Below are 19,378 nucleotides of genomic sequence, written 5' to 3' on the forward strand. Positions count from 1 at the left end.
GGGCGCGCGGGCCGCGGCACGGCACCGCCGCGCGCCTGCAGGTCTGCGTTGCCTAGAGCCGGAAGGCCTGGGCCGCCTCGTGCAGCGAGATGGCCTGGGCCTGCAACTCCTCGGAGTCGGCCGCGGTCTGGTCCACCACGCTGCTGTTGTCACGGATGCGGCCGGCGATGCCGTCCAGCAGGGCCTGCAGCGCCGTGATGGCCTCCAGCTGCTCCTGCTGGCTGAGGCTGCTGCGCTGGATCAGGCCCGTGACCTGCTGGACCTGGCTGACCATGCCGGCGATGGTGTCACGCGTGGCCTGAACGGCCGCCACGCCGCGCTCGACCTGCTCGCTGCTGCCCTGGATCAGCTGCTTGATCTCCTGCGCCGCGCCGGCGCTGCGCTGGGCCAGATGGCGCACCTCGGCGGCCACGACGGCAAAGCCTCGCCCGGCCTCGCCCGCCCGGGCGGCTTCCACGGCGGCATTGAGCGCCAGGATGTTGGTCTGGAAGGCGATGCCGTCGATCACACCCGTGATGTCGGCAATGCGTCGGCTGCCCTGCTCGATGTCCTGCATGGTGCTGACGACCCCCTGCATGTCGACGGAGCTGCGCTCGGCAAGTGCGGCCGCCTGACGCGTCAGCTGGTCAGCCTGCTGTGCCGACGCGGCGCCCTCGCTCGTCTTGCCGCCCATGGCCTTCAAGGCCTCGTCGGCGGCTTCCAGGTCATAGACGGCCAGCTGCGCCCGGGCGGACAGCTCGGCATTGGCCTGCGAGATGCTGCGGGAGTTGTCGTCGATCAGGCTCGCGCCCTGCTGCACGGAGGCGATCAGCGTTCGCAGTTGCACGACCATGCCGTGGATGTCGCCCTGCAGGCGGCGCAGCTCGTTGCTGCCGGCCGAGGTCGGGTGCCGGCCTGCGCGCTCCGGCAGGCGCAGGTCGCCTTCGGCCACGCTCTGCGCGACGTCCCGGGCCTCCTGCACATAGCGCATCAGCGAGCGCTTCAAGGTCCACAGGTTGATGCCGATCAGCAGCAAGGCCGCGCTGCCGAGGGCCAGCAGCAGACTGAAGCCGCGCTGCCGGGCGGCTTCGAACTCGGCCATGGAGGTCTCGGCAAAGCGGTTGCCCTGCTCGACGGTCTGGTCGACGCTCCGGCGGTGCAGCAGGTAGAGCGCATGGATGGCCTTGAGTCCGGCCATGGCCGCGGCCGTGTCGCTGCGCTCCAGAGGCGCGAGCACCTTGGCGTCTGCGTCGGCCAGCAGCTGCTGGCCCAGTCGATGCTGCTCGCCGAGCAGCCATTTCTCGAGGCCATGCGGCGGGTTCGACTCCCAGTACTGGGTCCGCGTCGTGTAGTCCTTCCCGAGCTGGGTCAGCGCCGCGCGCGCCTCGCCCAGGCTCAGGCTGCCCTCCACGGCCTCGGACAGCACCAGGCGCAGCTCGATCAGGTACAGGGGCGGCGGCAGGATGTCAGCCACCACGTCCTTGGCCACGAAGGTGCGCTCTGCATCGCCCCGCAGTGCCTGGAAGCTGGTGACGGCCAGCGTCAGCAGCAGCACCGTGGTCAACACATTGGCCGCGATCAACAGGGCGAAACGGGTGCCGAGCGAAAGGGACGACAGTCGAAAGTCAGCCATGGGCGGCTCCAGAAAGGCGCGATACGGACAAACGCAGGCCACTTGGGAGGAGGGAGGCGGGCGCGGACCAGTCTAGTCGCCGCCTGTGCGCTGCGCGCACCGGTGCCGAGCCCCGGTATGTCACATTTCACATGTCACCGAATCGGGACACGAAGTTCGTGCAACACGAACTTCGTGTTAGGCTTCGGTTCATGAAGAACGTCACCGTGACCATGGAAGACCGCGTGGCCGAATGGGCCCGGCTGGAGGCGGCGCGCCGCAACACCAGCGTCTCCCGCCTGGTCGGTGAGCTGCTGGCGGAGAAGATGCGGCATGACGACGCCTACGAGCGCGCCATGCAGGACTGGCTGCACCGCGAGCGCAGCTGGGCGAGCGATGGCCAGGCCTATCCCCCGCGAGGCAGCCTGTGAGCGCCGCGCCGCTGGTCTTCGTCGACACCTCGGTGCTGATCCTCAGCGAGGACGGCGCCCGGCCCGCCGAGCAGGCGCAGGCCCTGGCCTGGCTGCGGGAGCTCTGGCAGCGTCGCGCCGGCCGTGTCTCCACCCAGGTGCTGAACGACTTCTACCGCCTCGTCACCACCCGACTGCAGCCGCCCATGCCCAACGGCGACGCCCGCGCCGAGGTGCGCCGCTACCAGCGCTGGCAGCCCTGGGCGATCGACCACGCCACCGTCGAGAGCGCCTGGTCCATCGAGAGCCGCTTCGGGCTGGCCTATATGGACGCGCTCGTGGTCGCCGCCGCCAAGGCGCAGGGCTGCGAGCTGCTGCTGAGCCTGGAGCTGCCGCACGGCCTGCTGCTGGACAGCGTGCAGATCCTCAATCCCCTGCAAGCCGCTCCGGACGCCCTGTCCGGCGCCAGCAAGACCTGACCCCGCAAGCTGCCATGGACGCACTGAACCAAGCCCTGTCCTGCATCCGTGAGGACGTCCGCCAGACCCAGGCCTACCCGGTGCAGTCCGGCGCCGGCTTCGTGAAGCTGGACGTGATGGAGAACCCCTACCGCCTGCCCGAGGCCTTGCAGCGGCAGCTGGGCGAACGCCTGGGCCGGGTGGCGCTGAACCGCTATCCCGCCGAGGGCACGCAGCAGCTGGCCGCCGCGCTGGCCCGCCATGCCAAGCTGCCCGCCGAGGGCTTCGGCATCACGCTGGGCAATGGGTCCGACGAGCTGATCTCGCTGCTGAGCCTCGCCGTGGCGCGGCCGGGTGCCGTGGTCATGTCGCCGCTGCCGAGCTTCGTGATGTACGGCATCTCCGCCCAGTACCAGCACCTGCGCTTCGTGGGCGTGCCGCTGCGCCCGGACTTCGAGCTGGACGAGGCGGCGATGCTCGACGCCATCGCCCGCGACAAGCCGGCGCTGCTGTACCTCTCCCATCCCAACAATCCCACGGGCAACCTCTGGGACGAGGCCGTGATCGAGCGCCTGGTCGAGGCCGCGCCGGGCCTGGTCGTGCTGGACGAGGCCTACCAGCCCTTCGCCGAGCGCGATGCCATGGGCCTGATGCAGCGGCATCCCCGGGTGCTCGTGATGCGCACCATGAGCAAGTTCGGCCTGGCCGGGGTCCGCATCGGCTACCTGCTGGGACGGCGCGAGCTGGTGGACCAGATCGAGAAGCTGCGGCCGCCCTTCAATGTCAGCGTGCTCAATGCCGAGGCCGCGCTCTTTGCGCTGGAACACGAAGCCGTCTACGCCGAGCAGGCCGCCGCGCTGCGTGCCGAGCGCGAGCGCCTGTGCAGCACGCTGCAGACGCTGCCGGGCGTGCATGTCTTCCCGAGTCAGGGCAATATGCTCCTGGTGCGCGTGCCCGATGCCGCCTCGGTGTTCGCCGGGCTCAAGGCCCGTGGCGTGCTGATCAAGAACGTCTCCGGCCTGCACCCGCTGCTGCAGCAGTGCCTGCGCATCACCATCGGAACGCCGGTGGAGAACCAGGCCCTGCTGAGCGCCCTGCAAGCCACTCTCATCGACTTGAACCTGCCCTGAACCTGCCGAAGTCCAGACCATGAGCACCGCCGCCCGCATTGCTGAAGTCCGCCGCGACACCAAGGAGACGCAGATCCGCGTCCGCGTCAACCTCGATGGCACGGGGGAGGCCAAGCTCGCCACCGGCATCGGCTTCTTCGACCACATGCTGGACCAGATCGCCCGCCACGGCCTCATCGACCTCGAGATCGAGGCCCGCGGCGACCTGCACATCGATGGCCACCACACGGTCGAGGACGTCGGCATCACCCTGGGCATGGCCGTCGCGCAGGCCATCGGCGACAAGAAGGGCCTCACCCGCTACGGCCACAGCTACGTCCCGCTGGACGAGGCGCTGTCGCGCGTGGTGATCGATTTTTCCGGCCGCCCGGGCCTGGAGATGGACGTCAAGTTCACCGCTGGCAGCATCGGCGCCTTCGACACCCAGCTGACCTATGAGTTCTTCCAGGGCTTCGTCAACCACGCCCTGGTGAGCCTGCACGTGGACAACCTCAAGGGCCACAACGCCCACCACCAGTGCGAGACGATGTTCAAGGCCTTCGGCCGCGCGCTGCGCATGGCGATGACGCTGGATCCGCGCTCGGCGGGCGTGATCCCCTCGACGAAGGGGACCCTGTGATGGCCAGCCGGACCGTGGCCGTGGTGGACTATGGCATGGGCAACCTCCGTTCCGTGTCCCAGGCGGTGATCCATGCTGCCGAAGGCCAGGGCGTGGAGGTGCGGATCACCTCCAGCCCTGAGGAGGTGTACGCCGCCGAGCGCGTCGTGCTGCCGGGCCAGGGCGCCATGCGCGACTGCATGCGCGAGCTGCGCGATTCGGGTCTGCAGGAGGCCGTGCTCGACGCGGCGGCCCGCAAGCCCCTGATGGGCGTGTGCGTGGGCATGCAGATGCTGCTGGACCACAGCGAGGAGCAGGACACCCCGGGCCTCGGGCTGATCCCCGGCCAGGTGAAGCGCTTCCAGCTCGAAGGCCGCCTGCAGCCTGACGGCAGCCGCTACAAGGTGCCGCAGATGGGCTGGAACCGCGTGTTTCCGACGCGCCCGCACCCGGTGTTCGCCGGCGTGCCCGACGGCGCCTGGTTCTACTTCGTGCACAGCTACTACACCACGCCGACGGCGCCCGCCCACAGTGCCGCCGAGACGGAATACGGCGAGCGCTTTACCTGCGCCGTGGCCCGGGATAATATTTTCGCCACCCAATTCCACCCCGAGAAAAGCGCCGCGCTGGGCCTGGCCCTCTACCGCAATTTCCTGCACTGGACGCCATGAGGACGCCCCCCGTCTCCCGCCCCTGCACGAGCGCCGCTTTTCTCCGCCCCGCATTCCCCTTCAACTTTCTCCCACCACCTGCACTTCGGCCATGCTGCTGATTCCTGCCATTGACCTGAAAGACGGCAAATGCGTCCGCCTGCAACAAGGCGACATGAACGCCTCCACCACCTTCGGTGAGGATCCCGCGGCCATGGCACGACGCTGGGTCGATGCCGGCGCCCGGCGCCTGCACCTGGTGGACCTCAACGGCGCCTTCGCGGGCAAACCGGTGAACGAGGCGGCCATCAAAGCCATCATCCGCGAGGTGGGGGACGACATCCCCATCCAGCTGGGCGGCGGCATCCGGGACCTCGACACCATCGAGCGCTACCTGGACGATGGCCTGTCCTACGTGATCATCGGCACGGCCGCGGTGAAGAACCCGGGCTTCCTGAAGGACGCGTGCTCGGCCTTCGGCGGCCACATCATCGTGGGCCTGGACGCCAAGGACGGCAAGGTCGCCACCGATGGCTGGAGCAAGCTCACCGGCCACGAGGTGATCGACCTCGCCCGCAAGTTCGAGGACTACGGCATCGAGGGCGTGATTTACACGGACATCGGCCGCGACGGCATGCTCAGCGGCGTGAACATCGAGGCCACGGTCAAGCTCGCGCAGGCCCTGTCCATCCCGGTGATCGCCTCGGGCGGCCTCTCCAATCTCCGCGACATCGAGGCGCTGTGCGCCGTCGAGGGCGAGGGGGTCGAGGGCGTGATCTGCGGCCGCGCCATCTACACGGGCGATCTTGACCTCGCGGCCGCGCAGAAGCGGGCGGACGAGCTCTCCGAAGCCCAGGCCTGATCGCTCCCCACCTGCCATCAAGGGGCCGCTCGCGCAGCGGCCCTTGTTCTTGAAGGACCCGCGCCATGCTGGCCAAACGCATCATTCCCTGCCTGGACGTGACCGGTGGTCGCGTGGTGAAGGGCGTCAACTTCGAGTCCCTGCGCGATGCGGGGGACCCGGTGGAGATTGCCGCCCGCTACAACGAGCAGGGCGCCGACGAACTCACCTTCCTGGACATCACCGCCACGAGCGACGGCCGGGACCTGATCCTGCACATCATCGAAGCCGTGGCCTCGCAGGTCTTCATCCCGCTGACGGTGGGCGGCGGTGTGCGTGCGGTGGCCGACGTGCGGCGCCTGCTCAACGCGGGGGCGGACAAGGTCAGCTTCAACTCGGCGGCGGTGGCGAACCCGCAGCTGATCCGCGATGCTTCCGACAAGTACGGCTCGCAATGCATCGTCGTGGCCATCGATGCCAAGCGCCGCCAGGGCGAGGACCTGGCCGCGCGCGGCGAGGGCTGGGACGTCTACACCCACGGCGGCCGCAAGAACACGGGTCTTGATGCCCTGCAGTGGGCCCGCCAGATGGCCGAGTTCGGCGCCGGCGAGATCCTGCTGACCAGCATGGACCGCGACGGCACCAAGATCGGCTTCGACCTGCCGCTCACCCGCGCCGTCAGCGATGCCGTGCCCGTGCCCGTGATCGCCTCGGGTGGCGTGGGCACGCTCGAACACCTGGTCGACGGCATCCAGATCGGCGGCGCCGACGCGGTGCTGGCGGCGAGCATCTTCCACTACGGCCAGCACACCGTGGGCGAGGCGAAGGCGCTGATGGCTTCGCGCGGCATCGAGGTGCGCCAGTGAAGTCACGATCGAAACCCGAGGCCGTTCCGGCCGCGCGTGCCAAGCCTCAGGGTGCGCCGCGCCTGGCGCCGGCCGAGGTCCGCATCATCGGCGGCCAATGGAAGCGCTCCAAGCTGCCGGTGGCGCACAAGCCGGGCCTGCGACCGACGCCGGACCGCGTGCGTGAGACGCTGTTCAACTGGCTGGGTCAGGACCTGAGCGGCTGGCGCGTGCTGGATGCCTTCGCGGGCAGCGGCGCGCTGGGCTTCGAGGCTGCCTCCCGCGGGGCGGACGAGGTGCTGCTGCTGGAGCGTGACGCCGAACTGGCGCGCAGCCTCAACGCTTCCAAGGCCCGCCTCAAGGCCGAAACCCTGCGTGTGGAATCGACGGATGCCCTGGCCTGGATGGCCCGCAGCGCGCCCGCCCGCTTCGAGCTGGTCCTGCTGGACCCGCCCTTCGATGCGGGCCTCTTCGAACCCGCCCTGCGCGCCGCCGCGCCGCTGGTGGTGCCGGGAGGCTATCTGTACGTGGAGTCGCCCGAGCCGCTCACGCCCGCGGCCGAGCTGGGCCTGCAGGCGCATCGCAGCGGCAAGGCCGGCGCGGTGCACTACGCGCTGTTCCGCCGCGAGGGCTGAACCGGCCGTGCGATCCCGGTGAGCCCGCAGAGCCGTGCGAGGCCCGCAAGCCGCCTGCCGGCAGGGCGAATCCCCGCTGCCGCCGAGGGCTCGGGGGCGAGGGATAATCCGGACGCCGTCGCCCCTGATCCCTTGCAGCCAGCCCCCTTGACCTCGCGACGGCCAGGAGCCTGTGTTGACCACTGCCACCGTGCTGACCGCCGTCTATCCCGGCACCTTCGACCCCATGACCCTCGGGCATGAGGACCTGATGCGCCGCGCCAGCCAACTCTTCGAACGCCTGATCCTGGCGGTGGCCGCCGGCCATCACAAGAACACGCTGTTCTCGCCGGACGAGCGCCTGGAGATTGCCAGCGAGGTGGCGGCCCGCTATCCGAACGTCGAGGTGATCGCCTTCCGCGGTCTGCTGCGCGACTTCGTGCAGCAGCACGGCGGCAAGGTGGTGGTGCGCGGCCTGCGCGCGGTGAGCGACTTCGACTACGAGTTCCAGATGGCGGGCATGAACCGCAAGCTGATGCCCGATGTCGAGACGGTGTTCCTGACGCCCTCCGACCAGTACCAGTTCGTCTCCGGCACCTTTGTGCGCGAGATCGCGAAGCTGGGCGGGGACGTGTCGCAGTTCGTCTCGCCCTCCGTCAGCGCGCGCCTCGCGGCCCGCGTGGGCCGGCTGGGCTGAACGCAGGACGAAGGCAGGAGCGAGTCATGGCACTGATGATCACGGACGAATGCATCAACTGCGACGTCTGCGAACCCGAATGCCCCAACGAGGCCATCTCGATGGGCGAGGAGTTCTACCAGATCGACCCCGGCAAGTGCACCGAGTGCGTGGGGCATTTCGATGAACCGCAGTGCGTGCAGCTGTGCCCGGTGGCCTGCATCCCGGTCAACCCCGAGCACGTCGAGAGCCGCGAGACGCTGATGCAGAAGTTCGTGCGGCTGACGCAGGCGGCCTGAGCCGCCGCGCAAGGCCCGGGCAGGCGCTGGATGCGCCCGCCTCGGGCCCTGGACGCCCTTCCCAAGGTGTCCAGGGTGACGAGAGGGCCGTCGGACCTCAGCGCTCGTAGGCCGGCGGGGAATACGGCCCGAGGAAGTTCTCCCAACGGTAGAACTGGTCCGCGTTGACCTTCAGGCTGATGCTGCCGTTGGGGTCGCTGAAGGTCGCGGAGAACTTGGTCTCGCTGATGGTGACGTCGCGAGGCGTCTGGGGCAGCGGGAGCCGGTCATAGTAGGTGCGCGGCGAGGCGATGTAGATCGTGATGCCCCGATCGATGTACAGCTTGCTGAAGTTGTTCTTCACGTACATGCCGACGTCGGTCGTGCCAAGCATCAGCGTGCCCGGCTGAATCCTGTTGATGAAGGCGAAGAGCGGGGAGGCCTCGTCGATGCTGAACGGCGCGGAGATGACCGCCGGCAGCAGGCGGTCCGCCTTGTTGGCGACCAGCCGATTCGCCAGCGAATGGATGAAGTCGCCAAGCACCGGGATGCCATCGAGATTGGTGGTGCAGGCGGTGGTGTGGGACGTCTGTGCCGACACCTGGCCGGACTCGGAGACCCCCGTGAAGGGGTCATGGAGGGCTTCCAGCTTGATGTCGAACAGGTGCACGAAGGCATTGCAGGTCACGCTGAGGGGGCCATAGCTGCCGGAGGCCTGGCCCGCGAACTTGACCCGGATGCCGCTCGCGCCCAGGGCCAGCTTGCCTTGATCGGTGCCCTTCGCCGTCAAGGTCAAGTTGCCGTAGAGGCTCAGGGGCTGGATGATGGCGATGCCCTGGGCGGCGGCTTCCGCGTTGACCCGTTCGCGCAAGGCGGACTCGAGCTTGAAGTAGAAGGCCCGGCTGGCCGCGAAGCCCTGATCGAGGTAGAGACGGCCGCTGCCCTCGGTTTCCTTGTAGAGGGTGGAGTCGCGCCCGAGGAAGTTGATGACCAGGCTGCGGTCTTCGCCTTTGTAGACCAGCTCCTGCGGGGTGACCGTGCCGTCCTTGGGCAAGGCCAGAACCTGTGTGCCGATGCAGAGCGCCAGCGCGCCTGCCCAGTGCTTGATGTGCATGTTTCCTCCCAGAGTGGACGAAAAAAATAACATGCAAAAGAAGCGGTGTGAATGCGAGGCGGCACGGGATGTGCGATTCGCAGTCGGGGGCGCTGCGGCGGTGTGCCGATGTGTGGGCATGTGCGGGCAAGTGCGGGCATGCGCGGCGACGGACCGCCTCCAGCGCCCGGCCCGCACGGCGGGCCACGGGGCGAGCCGCCGTCTTCCCTGGGGTCGAGATCCTAGCGTCGAAGGTCGCCGTCCATCGCGCCATAGCGTGGCGGGCTGGGCCAGGTCCGGGCCTCGGGCACCTGACCCGGCGCCTGCTGCAGCCAGCGCCTCGCCAGCATCCAGCCGCCGTGGCTGACGACGAGCGCGCCCTCTGGCAGGCCGCAGGCGTCGATACGGGCGAGCAGGGCGTTGAGCGATTCGCCCCCTGAGGGCGAGAAGCCGGGGAAGTCCGCGACCCACGCGTCGATCTCGGCCTTGGGGATGTCGGCCCATCGCAGGCCGTCCCAGGCACCGAAGTCGATCTCCCGCAGGTCGTCCCGCTGGTGATGGATCCAGCCCCAGCGCCGCAGCCAGCGGCCGACGTCGGCGCATCGCTGCAGCGGCGATGTCCAGATCTCGTGTGGCAGCCGGTGCCGGCGCGCATGGGCCTGGATGCGTCGGGCCAGGCGCTTGGCGCGGCGCCAGTGCACCGGCACGTCGCTGCGCCCGCCGATGCAGCGACCCTGCACGCCCACGGGACGCGGGTGCCGCCAGACGGTGAGTGCGCCCCTCATGCGCCGGCCGGCCCGAAGTGCGGCAGCAGGGCCAGCGCCGCGAGCAGGAGGGCGAGCTCGCTCAGCTGCTGGCTGGCGCCCAGGTTGTCGCCCGTGTAGCCCCCGAGGCGACGACGCAGCCAGCGGTGCATCCACAGCAGCACCAGTGCCGCCACGCCGAGCTGGGTTCCCAGCATCAGCAGCACGGCGCGCAGCGGCCAGGGGCCGCACAGCAGGGGCAGGGTGAGCGCGGTGGCCATCAGCGCGGCGGCGGCCAGCGAGTCGCCGCCGATCTGCGTGGCCAGCGGCTTGGCCTTGGCATGCTCGGCATCACCCGCATAGGGCAGGGTGCGCATCAGCAGCAGCGGCGCCAGGCGCGAGGCCATGTGAACCCAGAACAGCAGCAGCACGGCCAGCAGCGGTGCCTGCTCGGCCAGCGCCGACAGCGTGGCCGCCTTGAGGCCCAGCAGCAGGATCAGCCCGAGCGCGCCGTAGCTGCCCAGGCGGGAGTCCTTCATGATGAGCAGGGCCTTCTCGCGGCTCACTGCGCCGCCCAGGCCGTCGCAGGTGTCGGCCCAGCCGTCCTCGTGGAAGCCCCCGGTGAGCCACACGCTGGCGGCGATGGCGAGCAGCGCCGCGACCGTCGACGGGAACAGGAGCAGCGCGAGGCCGAAGAGGCCGGCGCTGAAGAGCCCCACGACCGCGCCTACCGCTGGAAAGTAGCGTGCGCACTGCTGCAGCCACACCGGCTCGAAGCCTACCCAGGCCGGGATCGGCACGCGGGTGAAGAACTGCAGGGCGATGAGGAAGAGGCGGGTTTCGTGCAGCAGGCGGCGCATGCGGATGGGGCCGGTGCGCCGGCCGCGGCCGGGGCGCTCAGCCCTGCTCAGGCGGGTTCAGGGGGAGCTCGATGATAAAGCCGGTGCCCGGACGCGGGTCCGGGTCCAGGCGCATCCGGCCCTGCATCATCTGGCACAGCTGCGCCACGAGATGCAGGCCCAGCCCGGGGGTCTGCACGGCATCCCCGCCCTGCAGCAGCTGCTCCCGCAGCGCTGCGGGCAGGCCGCGGCCGTTGTCCCGGTAGTGCAGGCGGGCCCAGTCGCCGTCGATCTGCACCTGCAGCTGGATGCGGCGGTCCCCGATGCCCTCGAAGGCATGGGCGCAGCTGTTGCGCAGCAGCTTGGCCAGCAGCTGCGACAGTTGCCCGCCGCACATCACCACCGGCGCGGCCGGCGGCAGGTCGAGCTCCAGCCGCGCGCGGGCGCCCTTGAGCAGCGCACCATGCACGCGAAGGATGTTGCGCAGGTAGTCGCAGAGGTCGAAGGCGGAGACCTTCTGCTGGGCCTGGTCGGCCGCGTAGGTCTTGAAGCCCGAGAGCATGTCCGAGGCGCGGCGCAGATGGGCGCCGGCCAGCTGGCTGGCGTCGGCGATGCGCTGGGCCAGGTCGGCGGCCTCGGCGGCGGTCAGGCGTCCGGCCTTGAGGCCCTTGAGCAGCCGCTCGGCGAACTCGTCGAGCCCGGAGCAGGCCGTGACCGCCACGCCGATGGGCGAGGCGATGTCGTGCGTCATGCCGGCCACGAGGCTGCCCAGCGCGGCCATGCGTTCCTGCTCGATCAGGCGGCCCGTGGCGCGCAGCTGGCGCTCGCCGTGTTCGACCAGCAGCTGCTGCTCGTGCTCGCGGGCCAGCAGGTTCAGCAGCTCGGCGCTGCAGCGGCCGGCCAGCGCCTGCATGAGCTCCAGCGCGAACAGGCGGCGCTCCCAGGGAATGGCCGCCTGGTCCAGGATCGCGAGCAGGCCGATGACGCGGTTCTCGGCATCGACGAGCGGCAGTCCCAGGTAGCTGTGAATGCCCATCTCGACCAGCAGCGTGTCGGTCGGATAGGCCTGCTGCACGCCGCTGGCGTGGTAGCAGACCGCGCCGTCGGCCACGTTGCGGCAGGGCGTGCCCTGGAGCGAGTAATCGAACGGGGCCGTCCAGTCGTCGCCATGCCAGAAGGCCAGCAGCTCGGCCCGCAGGCCCTGCGGCGCCGCCCGGATCGCACCGATGAAGCAGGCGTGCACGCCCAGCTCCGTGGCAAGGCCGCGCGTGACCGCCTCGAAGAGCGCGGCCCCGTGCTGCGGGCCCATGGCGAGGTTCAGCGCGCGCAGCGCCTGCTCGATGTTCGGCTCCGGCGTGCGGGGGGTCATGTCGGGGCTCAGACGCGGTCCGGCAGTCGCTGGTAGATGTCCTGGACGGCGTCCAGATTGGCCAGCAGCAGGTCCACCAGCTTGGGATCGAACTGCGTGCCGGCCTGTTCCCGGACGTAGGCCAGCGCCTCGTCGAAGCCCCAGGCCTTCTTGTAGCAGCGGTCGCTCACGAGGGCGTCGAAGACGTCCACCAGCGCCACGATGCGGCCGGCCACGTGGATCTGCTCGCCGGCCAGGCCGCGCGGGTAGCCCTGGCCGTCCCAGCGCTCGTGGTGCTCGTGGGCGATGATGGCGCCCAGCTGCAGGATGCGCTTGTCGGACTTGCTGAGCAGCTCGTAGCCGATGCGGGCATGGGTCTGCATGACCTCCCACTCCTCGGCGTCGAGCTTGCCGGGCTTGTTCAGCACGCGGTCCGGGATGCCGATCTTGCCGACGTCATGCAGCGGCGCGGCCTGCCGCATGAACTCGACGTCGCCCGCCTTCATGCCGACGAGGTCCGCCAGCAGGGCCGCCAGCTCGCCGACGCGGCGCACGTGCGCACCGGTTTCCTTGGAGCGCTTCTCGACGGCCTCGCCGATGATGTAGACGGTGGAGCGCTGGGTGTCCGCGATCTCCTCGCGCAGCAGCAGGCTCTCGTAGGTGATGGCGACGTTCGCGCAGAAGATCTCCAGCAGCTCGCGCGCCTCGGCGTCCACGGGCTCGGAGAAGACCATGTACAGCAGGCTCTCGTTGCCACTGCTGGTGCGGTAGTAGCCGACGAAGCAGAGGTCCTCGAAATGGCTCTGCTGGTCATGCAGGGCCTTGTCCAGCGAGACCTTGACCTCGTCCGGCAGGCTGTCGACCTCCTCGTCGACCAGCAGCTTGGAATACTCGGACGTCGCGGCCAGCACCTTCAGGCGGCCCTCGATGTGGGAGGCGGCGTAGGCGGAGATGCGGCTGGCGCACAGGCCCTGGGCCTCGTAGCCCAGCAGGTGCGCCACCTGCTCCAGCACGGCCGAGGCGAAGCGGCGCAGGTTCTGGCTGTCGTAGATGCGGGTGATGGCGTCGATCGATCGGCGCAGGGCCTGGCGCGACTGATCGATGATCATGATGTCCCGGTAGGACCGCAGCGCCGAGTAGAAGACCGTGATCAGCTTGCGCTTGGTGAGCTCGGTCTTCTCCTTGTAGTCATTGATGTCGTAGGTCTTGATGACATGCTCTTCGGGCGCCTGCCCCGGCTGCCCGGTGCGCAGGACGATGCGCACATGGTGGTTCTCGAGCTCCTCGCGGATGTAGCGGGCGAGATCGAGGCCGGCGTGCTCGGACTCCATCACGACGTCCAGCAGCACGAGCGCGATGTCCTGGCGGGCCTGCAGCAGCTCCCGGGCCTCGGTGGCGCTGTAGGCGTCCAGGAATTGCAGGCGGCGGCCGGCGAACTCGAAGTCCGCCATGACCAGTTGCGTCACCTGATGAACCGCGGGATCGTCGTCGACGATCATCACCACCCAGGGGTCGATTGCTTTCGTGCGTCCGTGAGGAAGTTCCTCAGGAAGTTCGTCAGCAAACACCAAGTCGGACATTGCTTGCTCCCATGTGCAGAGGCTGGGCTCATTATGGTGGCAAGTCTTGCCCTTGTGGTGCGGCCCCGGTGCGGCGCTGTGGCAGGGAAGAGGCAAAAGGGCGGCCGGGCGGCGGCCGCTGTCCCGGCCTTCGGGGGCGCTGCCGCAGGCGACCGAGCCCGGGTGTGCAGGAGGTCACGAAACGGGCCGCGGCCCGCGTGTCAGTCCTGTCGTTCGCTGACCCCGGCGGCGGCGAAGCTGGCCATCTCGGCCAGGATGCGGCAGGCCGACTCCAGCAGCGGCCAGGCCAGCGCGGCGCCCGAGCCCTCGCCCAGCCGCAGGCCCAGGTCCAGCAGCGGCTGCGCCTGCATCTGCGCCAGCATCAGGCGGTGGGCCTGCTCGTTCGAGCGGTGGGCGAAGACGCAGCGCTCCAGCACGGCCGGCTGCAGGCGCGCGGCCACGAGCACGGCGCTGCTGGTGATGAAGCCGTCGACCACGATGACGCGCCGCTCCAGGGCCGCCTGCAGCACGGCGCCGACCATCATCGCGATCTCGAAGCCGCCGAAGGCCTGCAGCGCCGCCAGCGGCGTGCGGGCGTCCGGATGGCGCGCCAGCACCTGGCCGAGGATCTCCGTCTTGCGGGCGAGCTGGGCATTGTCAAGACCTGTCCCCCGGCCCACGCAGTCGGCGATGGGCAGGTCCGCCAGGCGTGCGAGCAGCAGCGCCGCGGCCGAGGTGTTGCCGATGCCCATCTCGCCAAGGATCAGGACGTTGCCGGGCTGTGCCGACAGCAGCCCACGCCCGGCGCCGACGGCGGTGGCGCACTGGTCGGCCGTCATCGCGGGGTGCTCCAGGGCATCGGCCGTGCCCGGGGCCACCTTGGCCTGGATCAGGCCGGGGCGGGGGGCGAAGTCGTGCCGCACGCCGGCGTCCACGACGCTCAGCGCCAGGCCGTGCTGCCGCGCCAGCACGCTCACCGCGGCACCGCCGGCCAGGAAGTTCTCCACCATCTGCCAGGTGACGTCGGACGGGTAGGCCGACACGCCACGCGCCGCCAGGCCGTGATCGCCCGCGAACACCATGAGCTGCGGCTGCTTCAGCTGCGGAGTCTCGGTGCCGAGGATCAGGCCCAGGCGCTGCATCAGCGTCTCAAGCTGGCCGAGCGAGCCAAGGGGCTTGGTCTTGCTGTCGATGCGGGCCTGCAGGCGTTCGGCGAGGGCGGCGTCGTGAAGGCTGGGAAGGGTCGGGATCAGGTCGTTCATCATCAGGAGAGGGGCGGGCGGTTGCTGGGCGTCTGTGACAGGACGGTGGATCGGATGGCGGCCAGGACCTGGGGCGCGCCGCGCTCCAGGGCGGCCAGGCCGGGGGCCAGGATGTCGGCGGACTTGATCTCCGCCAGCCGGGCGCCCAGGCCCTCGAAGCCCGGGCGGGCGAGGACCTTCTCGGGCACGAATTTCTTGCCGCACCAGGAGCCGAGGATGAGCTGCGGCTCGCGCGCGAGCACCTCGTCGTGGCTCACGATGCGCTGCTTGGCGAAGCCGGCGCGGGCGCGGTCGGCAAAGACGTCATGGCCGCCGCACAGCTCGATGATCTCGCTCACCCAGCCGATGCCGCAGATGAGCGGCTCGTCCCACTCCTCGAAGAAGACGCGCGGCCGCCAGGGCAGGGCCGCGGCCTCATCGGCGAGGCGCTGCTCCTGGGCGACGAGGTGGGCGCAGAGCTGTTCGCCCTCGGCCTCGCGCTGCACGAGCGCGGCCAGGCGGCGCACCATGGCGTGGATGCCGGCGATGTCGCGCTGGTCGAACCACAGCGTGGGCAGGCCCGCGGCCTCGCACTCGGCGAGCAGCGGCTTCTGCAGGTCGGAGAAGCCGATCACGAGGTCCGGCTGCACGGCGAGGATGCGCTCCAGCTTCATGCTCGAGAAGCCGCTGATCTTGGGCTTCTCGGCGCGGGCCTCGGGCGGATGGACGCTGTAGCCGGAGATGCCGGCCACACGGTCCTGGGCACCGAGGCGATAGAGCACTTCCACGGCCTCGGTGGACAGGCAGGCGATGCGCTGCGGCGCGGTGGGGAAGGGGGGTGACGGGGTCATGCGGAGGGTTCCAGCAAATGCATCAGGGCACCCGGCGCGAAGTGGCGGTCCACGTAGTCCGCAAGGCCTTCGAACACCGGCTCCAACCCTCCTCCTTCGACCCCGAACAGGGCCTTCAGCAGGGCCGGCTGCTCGAACAGACCGTGGGCGTAGAGCCCCAGCACGTTCGACTGCTGCCAGCCCACCACGCTGCCGTCCTGCTCGTGCAGGATCTCGGTCGCGGCCGCCAGCGACGGGTGCTGGACGGTGCGGCCATGGTGAATCTCGTACCCTTCGAGGGTCAGGTCTTGCAGGGCCTGCCAGGGCGCTGCGAGGGTCGGCCCGAAGCGCAGGCGGGCGGGACGCAGCAGCTTCTCGCGCTCGAAGCGCGTCACCAGCGGCAGCAGGCCCAGGCCGGGCGCATTGCCGTCGATGCCGTGCGGGTCCACCAGGGTCTCGCCCAGCATCTGCAGGCCGCCGCAGATGCCCATCAGCGGCTTGCCCGCGGCGGCGTGCGTGGCGATGGCGGCATCGAGGCGCTGCTCGCGCAGCCAGGCGAGGTCGGCGGCCACGGCCTTGGAGCCCGGCAGGATGATCCAGTCGGCGCCGGCGAGGCTGCGGGCATCGCGTGCCCAGACCAGCTGCACGCCGGGCACCTGGCGCAGCGGTTGGAACTCGTCGAGGTTGGACAGCCGCGGATACGCCACGATGGCGATGCGCAGCCCCTGGCCCGTGCTCTGCTCGTCGAACACGCCGTCCTCCTCGGGCAGGCCATGCTGGCGCCACATGGGCAGCACGGCCAGCGTCGGCACGCCCGTCATCTGCTGCAGCATCTCCGGGCCCGGCGCCAGCAGGCGGGCGTCCCCTCGGAAGCGGTTCAGCACATAGCCGCGGATCAGCGCGCGCTCCTCGGGCGGCAGCAGCTGGTGCGTGCCGTAGAGATGCGCGAAGGCGCCGCCGCGGTCGATGTCCGTCGCCAGCAGGCAGGCGGCCTGCACCTCGCGGGCGGTGCGCATGTTGACGTAGTCGGAGGCATGCAGGTTGATCTCGGCCGGCGAGCCCGCGCCCTCGATCACCACGACGTCGTTCTCGGCCATCAGCGCGTGCAGCGCGGCGCGTGCGTGCGGCCACAGCAGCTCGCTGCGCTCGCGCCAGGGCGCGCGGCTGAGCGCCTCGTCCACCTCGCCCAGCACCACCACCTGCGAGGCCGTGTCCGCCTCCGGCTTGAGCAGCACCGGGTTCATGCGCACATCGGGCGGGCAGCGTGCGGCCAGCGCCTGGAAGTACTGGGCCGAGCCGATCTCGCCCATCCTGCTGGCCAGGCCGTTGCCAAGCCCGGCCGCCCCCCCTTGCGGGGCCGGCGGCGTACCCGCAGGCGAGGGTCGGACAGGGACGACCCTGGCGTTGTTGCTCATGTTCTGCGCCTTGTACGGCGCCACCTTCAGGCCCTGGCGCGCATACCAGCGGCACAGGGCCGTGGCGAGGAAGCTCTTGCCGGCACCGCTGGTCGTGCCCAGCACCATCACGGCGCGCGCGCGCCCGGTCGTCTTGTTCAGAGGCATTCGATGTCCATGAGGGCTTGCAGCAGCGCGTCCTGGCTCTGCGGCCGCTGGACCGAGAGCCGGACCCAGCCCGGAGCCCCGAGCGAGGTCGCGTTGCGCAGCTTGATGCCGTGCTGGCGCAGGGCCAGCAGCAGCGAGGGAACGTGGGTGCCGGAGGGCGGGCGCCACAGCGAGAAATTGCAGACGCTCGGCCGCGCCACCCAGCCGTGCCGGTGCAGGGCGCTGTGCTGCGAGAGCCGCCAGCCCCGCAGCTGCTCGCGCTGCTGCCGCAGGGCCTCGCGGGTCTCGGGCTGCCAGGCCTGTGACAGCAGGGCCACGCCTTCGGCCGACAGCACCCAGCTCGGTGCGAGCCGGCGCAGTTGTGCGGCGGCCTCGACGGCGGCCAGCGGCGCCTCGATCAGGCCGGCGCGCACGCCCGTCAGGCTCAGCGCCTTGTTGGGGCAGCGCAGACGCCAGGCGCGCTCGGCCAGGGCCGGTGGCAGCTGCGAGCGGCCATCGAGGCGAAGGGCCTCGTAGGCGAGGTCGATGGCGAGCTCGGAGCCGCTGTTGAGGAGCGCGTCGCCCAGCGCCTGCCAGGCGTCCGGCAGCGGGCTGGCGCCCGTCGGATTGCAGGGGTCGCAGACCCATACCAGCGCCGGGCTCATCATCGGCAGCCCGTCCTCCTGGGCGCACAGGCCGCGGGAGAGCGAGGGCAGGTCCTCGTAGGCATGAACGCGCAGGCCCAGCGCCTCGGCCGCGGCGGCGTACTCGCCAAAGCCCGGCCGCGGCACCCAGACATGGCGCAGGCCCTGCAGGGTGGCCCACAGCGTCAGCCGGCGGATGGCCTCGGCGCCGCCCGCGCTGGGCAGGAGAAGCTCCTGCGGATGCGCCAGCTGGGTGGCCAGCGTGCGGCGAAGCTGCGCATAGGCCGGGTCCGGGTAGCGGGTGCGGTCCGCCGCGTCCACCGCCCTCAGCACGGACGCCGGCGTGGGCAGCGGGCTGGCATTGCTGGAGAAGTCATGCTGCACCTCGGGGCCGTCGTCGGGGCCGCCGTGCTCGATCAGGGGCGGCATGTGCGTGTCCATGCCGGAGGCCAGGGCGGGGTCCATCGAGGGGTCCATCGGGGGGGCCATTGGCCCGGCCTTCACCATGGCTGGCCTCCGCGCAGGACCAGCGCCAGCCCCATCAGCAGTAGCGCCGCGAGGCCCAGCGTGAGCCGGGCATGGGCGATGGCGCGCGAGATGTCGGCGGCGGCCGGCTCGCGGCCGGCCTCGTTCAGCACATAGACGCCCGGCTTGCCCAGGCGCAGGGCCAGGTGCAGCGCCATGGCGCCCATGGGCCAGCCGCCGTTGGGCGAGGGCGTGCGGCGGGACTCCCGCCACAGGGCGGGCCAGCGCGCGGCCGGCAGCATCAGCAGGCCGGTGATCCGGGCGGGGATGAAGGACAGCAGGTCGTCCAGGCGGGCCGCGCACTTGCCGGCCCATTCCCAGGGGCCGCGGTAGCCCCACATGGCGTCCGCCGTGTTGGCGAAGCGGTACAGCGCCGCGCCGGGCAGGCCCGCCACCGCGAACCAGAACAGCGGTGCGACGACGGAATCGTTGAGATTCTCCGCGAGCGTCTCGATCGCGGCTTCGCGCACCTGGGCGTCGCTCAGGCCCCGCGTGTCCCGGCTCACGAGGCGCGACAGCCGGGCCCGGCCGTCCTCCAGCGATGTCTGCAGTGCATGTTCCACGGCCACCACCTCCTCGCGCAGCATGCGCCAGGCCAGCAGCGGCTTCAAGATCAGACCCATGAAAAGCAGGGCCATCCCCCACCGGAGGGGGCTTCGCCAGGGCTGGATGCCTTCCCAGATCAGCGCCTCGGCGCCCCAGGCCGGCAGCACGCACAGGACGGCACCCAGCAGCCACAGCAGGCCGCCGGCGGCCAGCGCCCGACCGGGGGCCAGCGCGGGCAGGCCGCGCTTGAAGGCGCCGAGGTAGCGGCCCATGGCCACGACCGGATGCGCCCAGGCGGGCGGCTCGCCGAAGAGGCGGTCCGCCAGCAGCGCCACGGCCATCGCGGCGGGGAAAAGCCAGGTCGTCTCCATCACGCCG

General features: G+C 70.5%; 21 protein-coding genes. 10 read left to right on the top strand and 11 right to left on the bottom strand.

All coding sequences use genetic code 11. The features are described from left to right. Window positions 1-52: 52 nt before the first annotated feature. Window positions 53-1,612 carry a methyl-accepting chemotaxis protein gene (locus QRD43_RS07050; protein WP_285981785.1) on the bottom strand — a complete coding sequence of 520 codons (1,560 nt, stop codon included), beginning with the start codon at window positions 1,610-1,612 and terminating at the stop codon, window positions 53-55. 191 nt (window positions 1,613-1,803) lie between these two features. On the opposite strand from QRD43_RS07050, the gene QRD43_RS07055 reads away from it, so the two are divergent. The 10 genes from QRD43_RS07055 to QRD43_RS07100 all read left to right on the top strand — a co-directional run bounded on the left by QRD43_RS07055 (window position 1,804) and on the right by QRD43_RS07100 (window position 8,112). Further along, a complete protein-coding gene (locus tag QRD43_RS07055) occupies window positions 1,804-2,022 on the top strand; it encodes a CopG family transcriptional regulator (protein ID WP_285981786.1) in 219 nt (72 codons plus the stop codon). Then, on the top strand, window positions 2,019-2,480 hold the full coding sequence (locus tag QRD43_RS07060; protein WP_285981787.1) for a PIN domain-containing protein: 462 nt from the start codon (window positions 2,019-2,021) through the stop codon (window positions 2,478-2,480). Before QRD43_RS07055 ends, QRD43_RS07060 begins: the two co-directional genes overlap by 4 nt. 14 nt (window positions 2,481-2,494) lie before the next feature. Further along, a complete protein-coding gene (gene hisC / locus QRD43_RS07065) occupies window positions 2,495-3,589 on the top strand; it encodes a histidinol-phosphate transaminase (RefSeq protein WP_285981788.1) in 1,095 nt (364 codons plus the stop codon). 19 nt (window positions 3,590-3,608) lie between these two features. After that, window positions 3,609-4,208, top strand: a complete 600-nt coding sequence (gene hisB, locus QRD43_RS07070; RefSeq protein WP_285981789.1) for an imidazoleglycerol-phosphate dehydratase HisB — start codon at window positions 3,609-3,611, stop codon at window positions 4,206-4,208. After that, entirely contained in the window at window positions 4,208-4,858 is a 651-nt protein-coding gene (gene hisH / locus QRD43_RS07075) for an imidazole glycerol phosphate synthase subunit HisH (RefSeq protein WP_285981790.1), read from the top strand. Before hisB ends, hisH begins: the two co-directional genes overlap by 1 nt. Window positions 4,859-4,949: 91 nt before the next feature. After that, the gene (gene hisA / locus QRD43_RS07080; RefSeq protein WP_285981791.1) at window positions 4,950-5,699 is read left to right on the top strand and encodes a 1-(5-phosphoribosyl)-5-[(5-phosphoribosylamino)methylideneamino]imidazole-4-carboxamide isomerase; all 750 of its coding nucleotides are present in this window, start codon (window positions 4,950-4,952) and stop codon (window positions 5,697-5,699) included. Between the two features lie 65 nt (window positions 5,700-5,764). After that, complete coding sequence (gene hisF, locus QRD43_RS07085; protein WP_285981792.1) at window positions 5,765-6,544, top strand: imidazole glycerol phosphate synthase subunit HisF; 780 nt, start codon at window positions 5,765-5,767, stop codon at window positions 6,542-6,544. Next, window positions 6,541-7,158, top strand: coding sequence for a 16S rRNA (guanine(966)-N(2))-methyltransferase RsmD (gene rsmD, locus QRD43_RS07090; RefSeq protein WP_434063837.1), 618 nt, complete (start codon window positions 6,541-6,543; stop codon window positions 7,156-7,158). The genes hisF and rsmD overlap by 4 nt, the downstream gene beginning before the upstream one ends. A gap of 175 nt (window positions 7,159-7,333) precedes the next feature. Next, entirely contained in the window at window positions 7,334-7,834 is a 501-nt protein-coding gene (gene coaD / locus QRD43_RS07095; RefSeq protein WP_285981793.1) for a pantetheine-phosphate adenylyltransferase, read from the top strand. 26 nt (window positions 7,835-7,860) lie between these two features. After that, window positions 7,861-8,112 carry a YfhL family 4Fe-4S dicluster ferredoxin gene (locus QRD43_RS07100; RefSeq protein ID WP_269630243.1) on the top strand — a complete coding sequence of 84 codons (252 nt, stop codon included), beginning with the start codon at window positions 7,861-7,863 and terminating at the stop codon, window positions 8,110-8,112. A gap of 97 nt (window positions 8,113-8,209) precedes the next feature. Here QRD43_RS07100 and QRD43_RS07105 read toward each other — a convergent pair whose 3' ends face one another. The 10 genes from QRD43_RS07105 to cbiB all read right to left on the bottom strand — a co-directional run bounded on the left by QRD43_RS07105 (window position 8,210) and on the right by cbiB (window position 19,371). Continuing rightward, a complete protein-coding gene (locus QRD43_RS07105) occupies window positions 8,210-9,205 on the bottom strand; it encodes a hypothetical protein (protein ID WP_285981794.1) in 996 nt (331 codons plus the stop codon). Window positions 9,206-9,426: 221 nt separating this feature from the next. Next, a complete protein-coding gene (locus QRD43_RS07110) occupies window positions 9,427-9,969 on the bottom strand; it encodes a histidine phosphatase family protein (RefSeq protein WP_285981795.1) in 543 nt (180 codons plus the stop codon). Continuing rightward, window positions 9,966-10,787, bottom strand: a complete 822-nt coding sequence (gene cobS / locus QRD43_RS07115) for an adenosylcobinamide-GDP ribazoletransferase (protein WP_285981796.1) — start codon at window positions 10,785-10,787, stop codon at window positions 9,966-9,968. The genes QRD43_RS07110 and cobS overlap by 4 nt, the downstream gene beginning before the upstream one ends. A 37-nt stretch (window positions 10,788-10,824) precedes the next feature. Further along, window positions 10,825-12,135 carry a GAF domain-containing sensor histidine kinase gene (locus QRD43_RS07120; RefSeq protein WP_285981797.1) on the bottom strand — a complete coding sequence of 437 codons (1,311 nt, stop codon included), beginning with the start codon at window positions 12,133-12,135 and terminating at the stop codon, window positions 10,825-10,827. 8 nt (window positions 12,136-12,143) lie between these two features. Further along, entirely contained in the window at window positions 12,144-13,694 is a 1,551-nt protein-coding gene (locus tag QRD43_RS07125) for a DUF3369 domain-containing protein (RefSeq protein WP_285981798.1), read from the bottom strand. Between the two features lie 200 nt (window positions 13,695-13,894). Further along, on the bottom strand, window positions 13,895-14,935 hold the full coding sequence (gene cobT / locus QRD43_RS07130; protein WP_285982492.1) for a nicotinate-nucleotide--dimethylbenzimidazole phosphoribosyltransferase: 1,041 nt from the start codon (window positions 14,933-14,935) through the stop codon (window positions 13,895-13,897). 2 nt (window positions 14,936-14,937) lie between these two features. Beyond that, the gene (locus QRD43_RS07135; protein ID WP_285981799.1) at window positions 14,938-15,765 is read right to left on the bottom strand and encodes an ABC transporter substrate-binding protein; all 828 of its coding nucleotides are present in this window, start codon (window positions 15,763-15,765) and stop codon (window positions 14,938-14,940) included. Continuing rightward, window positions 15,762-17,306: a cobyric acid synthase gene (locus tag QRD43_RS07140; RefSeq protein ID WP_285981800.1), complete on the bottom strand. Its 1,545-nt coding sequence runs from the start codon at window positions 17,304-17,306 to the stop codon at window positions 15,762-15,764. The genes QRD43_RS07135 and QRD43_RS07140 overlap by 4 nt, the downstream gene beginning before the upstream one ends. Then, window positions 17,297-18,418, bottom strand: a complete 1,122-nt coding sequence (locus QRD43_RS07145; RefSeq protein WP_285981801.1) for an aminotransferase class I/II-fold pyridoxal phosphate-dependent enzyme — start codon at window positions 18,416-18,418, stop codon at window positions 17,297-17,299. Before QRD43_RS07145 ends, QRD43_RS07140 begins: the two co-directional genes overlap by 10 nt. Before the next feature lie 11 nt (window positions 18,419-18,429). Further along, window positions 18,430-19,371 carry an adenosylcobinamide-phosphate synthase CbiB gene (cbiB, locus tag QRD43_RS07150; protein ID WP_285982493.1) on the bottom strand — a complete coding sequence of 314 codons (942 nt, stop codon included), beginning with the start codon at window positions 19,369-19,371 and terminating at the stop codon, window positions 18,430-18,432. Between the last annotated feature and the right edge of the window lie 7 nt (window positions 19,372-19,378).

Origin of the sequence: Roseateles subflavus, from assembly GCF_030285365.1 — a bacterium.
GTDB lineage: Bacteria > Pseudomonadota > Gammaproteobacteria > Burkholderiales > Burkholderiaceae_C > Roseateles_B > Roseateles_B subflavus.

What these genes read in the sequence shown, in the direction of transcription:
- QRD43_RS07050 (WP_285981785.1), bottom strand. Translation starts at nt 1,612, where the DNA reads ATGGCTGACTTTCGACTGTCGTCCCTTTCGCTCGGCACCCGTTTCGCC.
- QRD43_RS07055 (WP_285981786.1), top strand. Translation starts at nt 1,804, where the DNA reads ATGAAGAACGTCACCGTGACCATGGAAGACCGCGTGGCCGAATGGGCC.
- hisC (WP_285981788.1), top strand. Translation starts at nt 2,495, where the DNA reads ATGGACGCACTGAACCAAGCCCTGTCCTGCATCCGTGAGGACGTCCGC.
- hisB (WP_285981789.1), top strand. Translation starts at nt 3,609, where the DNA reads ATGAGCACCGCCGCCCGCATTGCTGAAGTCCGCCGCGACACCAAGGAG.
- hisH (WP_285981790.1), top strand. Translation starts at nt 4,208, where the DNA reads ATGGCCAGCCGGACCGTGGCCGTGGTGGACTATGGCATGGGCAACCTC.
- hisA (WP_285981791.1), top strand. Translation starts at nt 4,950, where the DNA reads ATGCTGCTGATTCCTGCCATTGACCTGAAAGACGGCAAATGCGTCCGC.
- hisF (WP_285981792.1), top strand. Translation starts at nt 5,765, where the DNA reads ATGCTGGCCAAACGCATCATTCCCTGCCTGGACGTGACCGGTGGTCGC.
- QRD43_RS07100 (WP_269630243.1), top strand. Translation starts at nt 7,861, where the DNA reads ATGGCACTGATGATCACGGACGAATGCATCAACTGCGACGTCTGCGAA.
- QRD43_RS07105 (WP_285981794.1), bottom strand. Translation starts at nt 9,205, where the DNA reads ATGCACATCAAGCACTGGGCAGGCGCGCTGGCGCTCTGCATCGGCACA.
- QRD43_RS07110 (WP_285981795.1), bottom strand. Translation starts at nt 9,969, where the DNA reads ATGAGGGGCGCACTCACCGTCTGGCGGCACCCGCGTCCCGTGGGCGTG.
- cobS (WP_285981796.1), bottom strand. Translation starts at nt 10,787, where the DNA reads ATGCGCCGCCTGCTGCACGAAACCCGCCTCTTCCTCATCGCCCTGCAG.
- QRD43_RS07120 (WP_285981797.1), bottom strand. Translation starts at nt 12,135, where the DNA reads ATGACCCCCCGCACGCCGGAGCCGAACATCGAGCAGGCGCTGCGCGCG.
- QRD43_RS07125 (WP_285981798.1), bottom strand. Translation starts at nt 13,694, where the DNA reads ATGTCCGACTTGGTGTTTGCTGACGAACTTCCTGAGGAACTTCCTCAC.
- cobT (WP_285982492.1), bottom strand. Translation starts at nt 14,935, where the DNA reads ATGAACGACCTGATCCCGACCCTTCCCAGCCTTCACGACGCCGCCCTC.
- QRD43_RS07135 (WP_285981799.1), bottom strand. Translation starts at nt 15,765, where the DNA reads ATGACCCCGTCACCCCCCTTCCCCACCGCGCCGCAGCGCATCGCCTGC.
- QRD43_RS07140 (WP_285981800.1), bottom strand. Translation starts at nt 17,306, where the DNA reads ATGCCTCTGAACAAGACGACCGGGCGCGCGCGCGCCGTGATGGTGCTG.
- QRD43_RS07145 (WP_285981801.1), bottom strand. Translation starts at nt 18,418, where the DNA reads ATGGCCCCCCCGATGGACCCCTCGATGGACCCCGCCCTGGCCTCCGGC.
- cbiB (WP_285982493.1), bottom strand. Translation starts at nt 19,371, where the DNA reads ATGGAGACGACCTGGCTTTTCCCCGCCGCGATGGCCGTGGCGCTGCTG.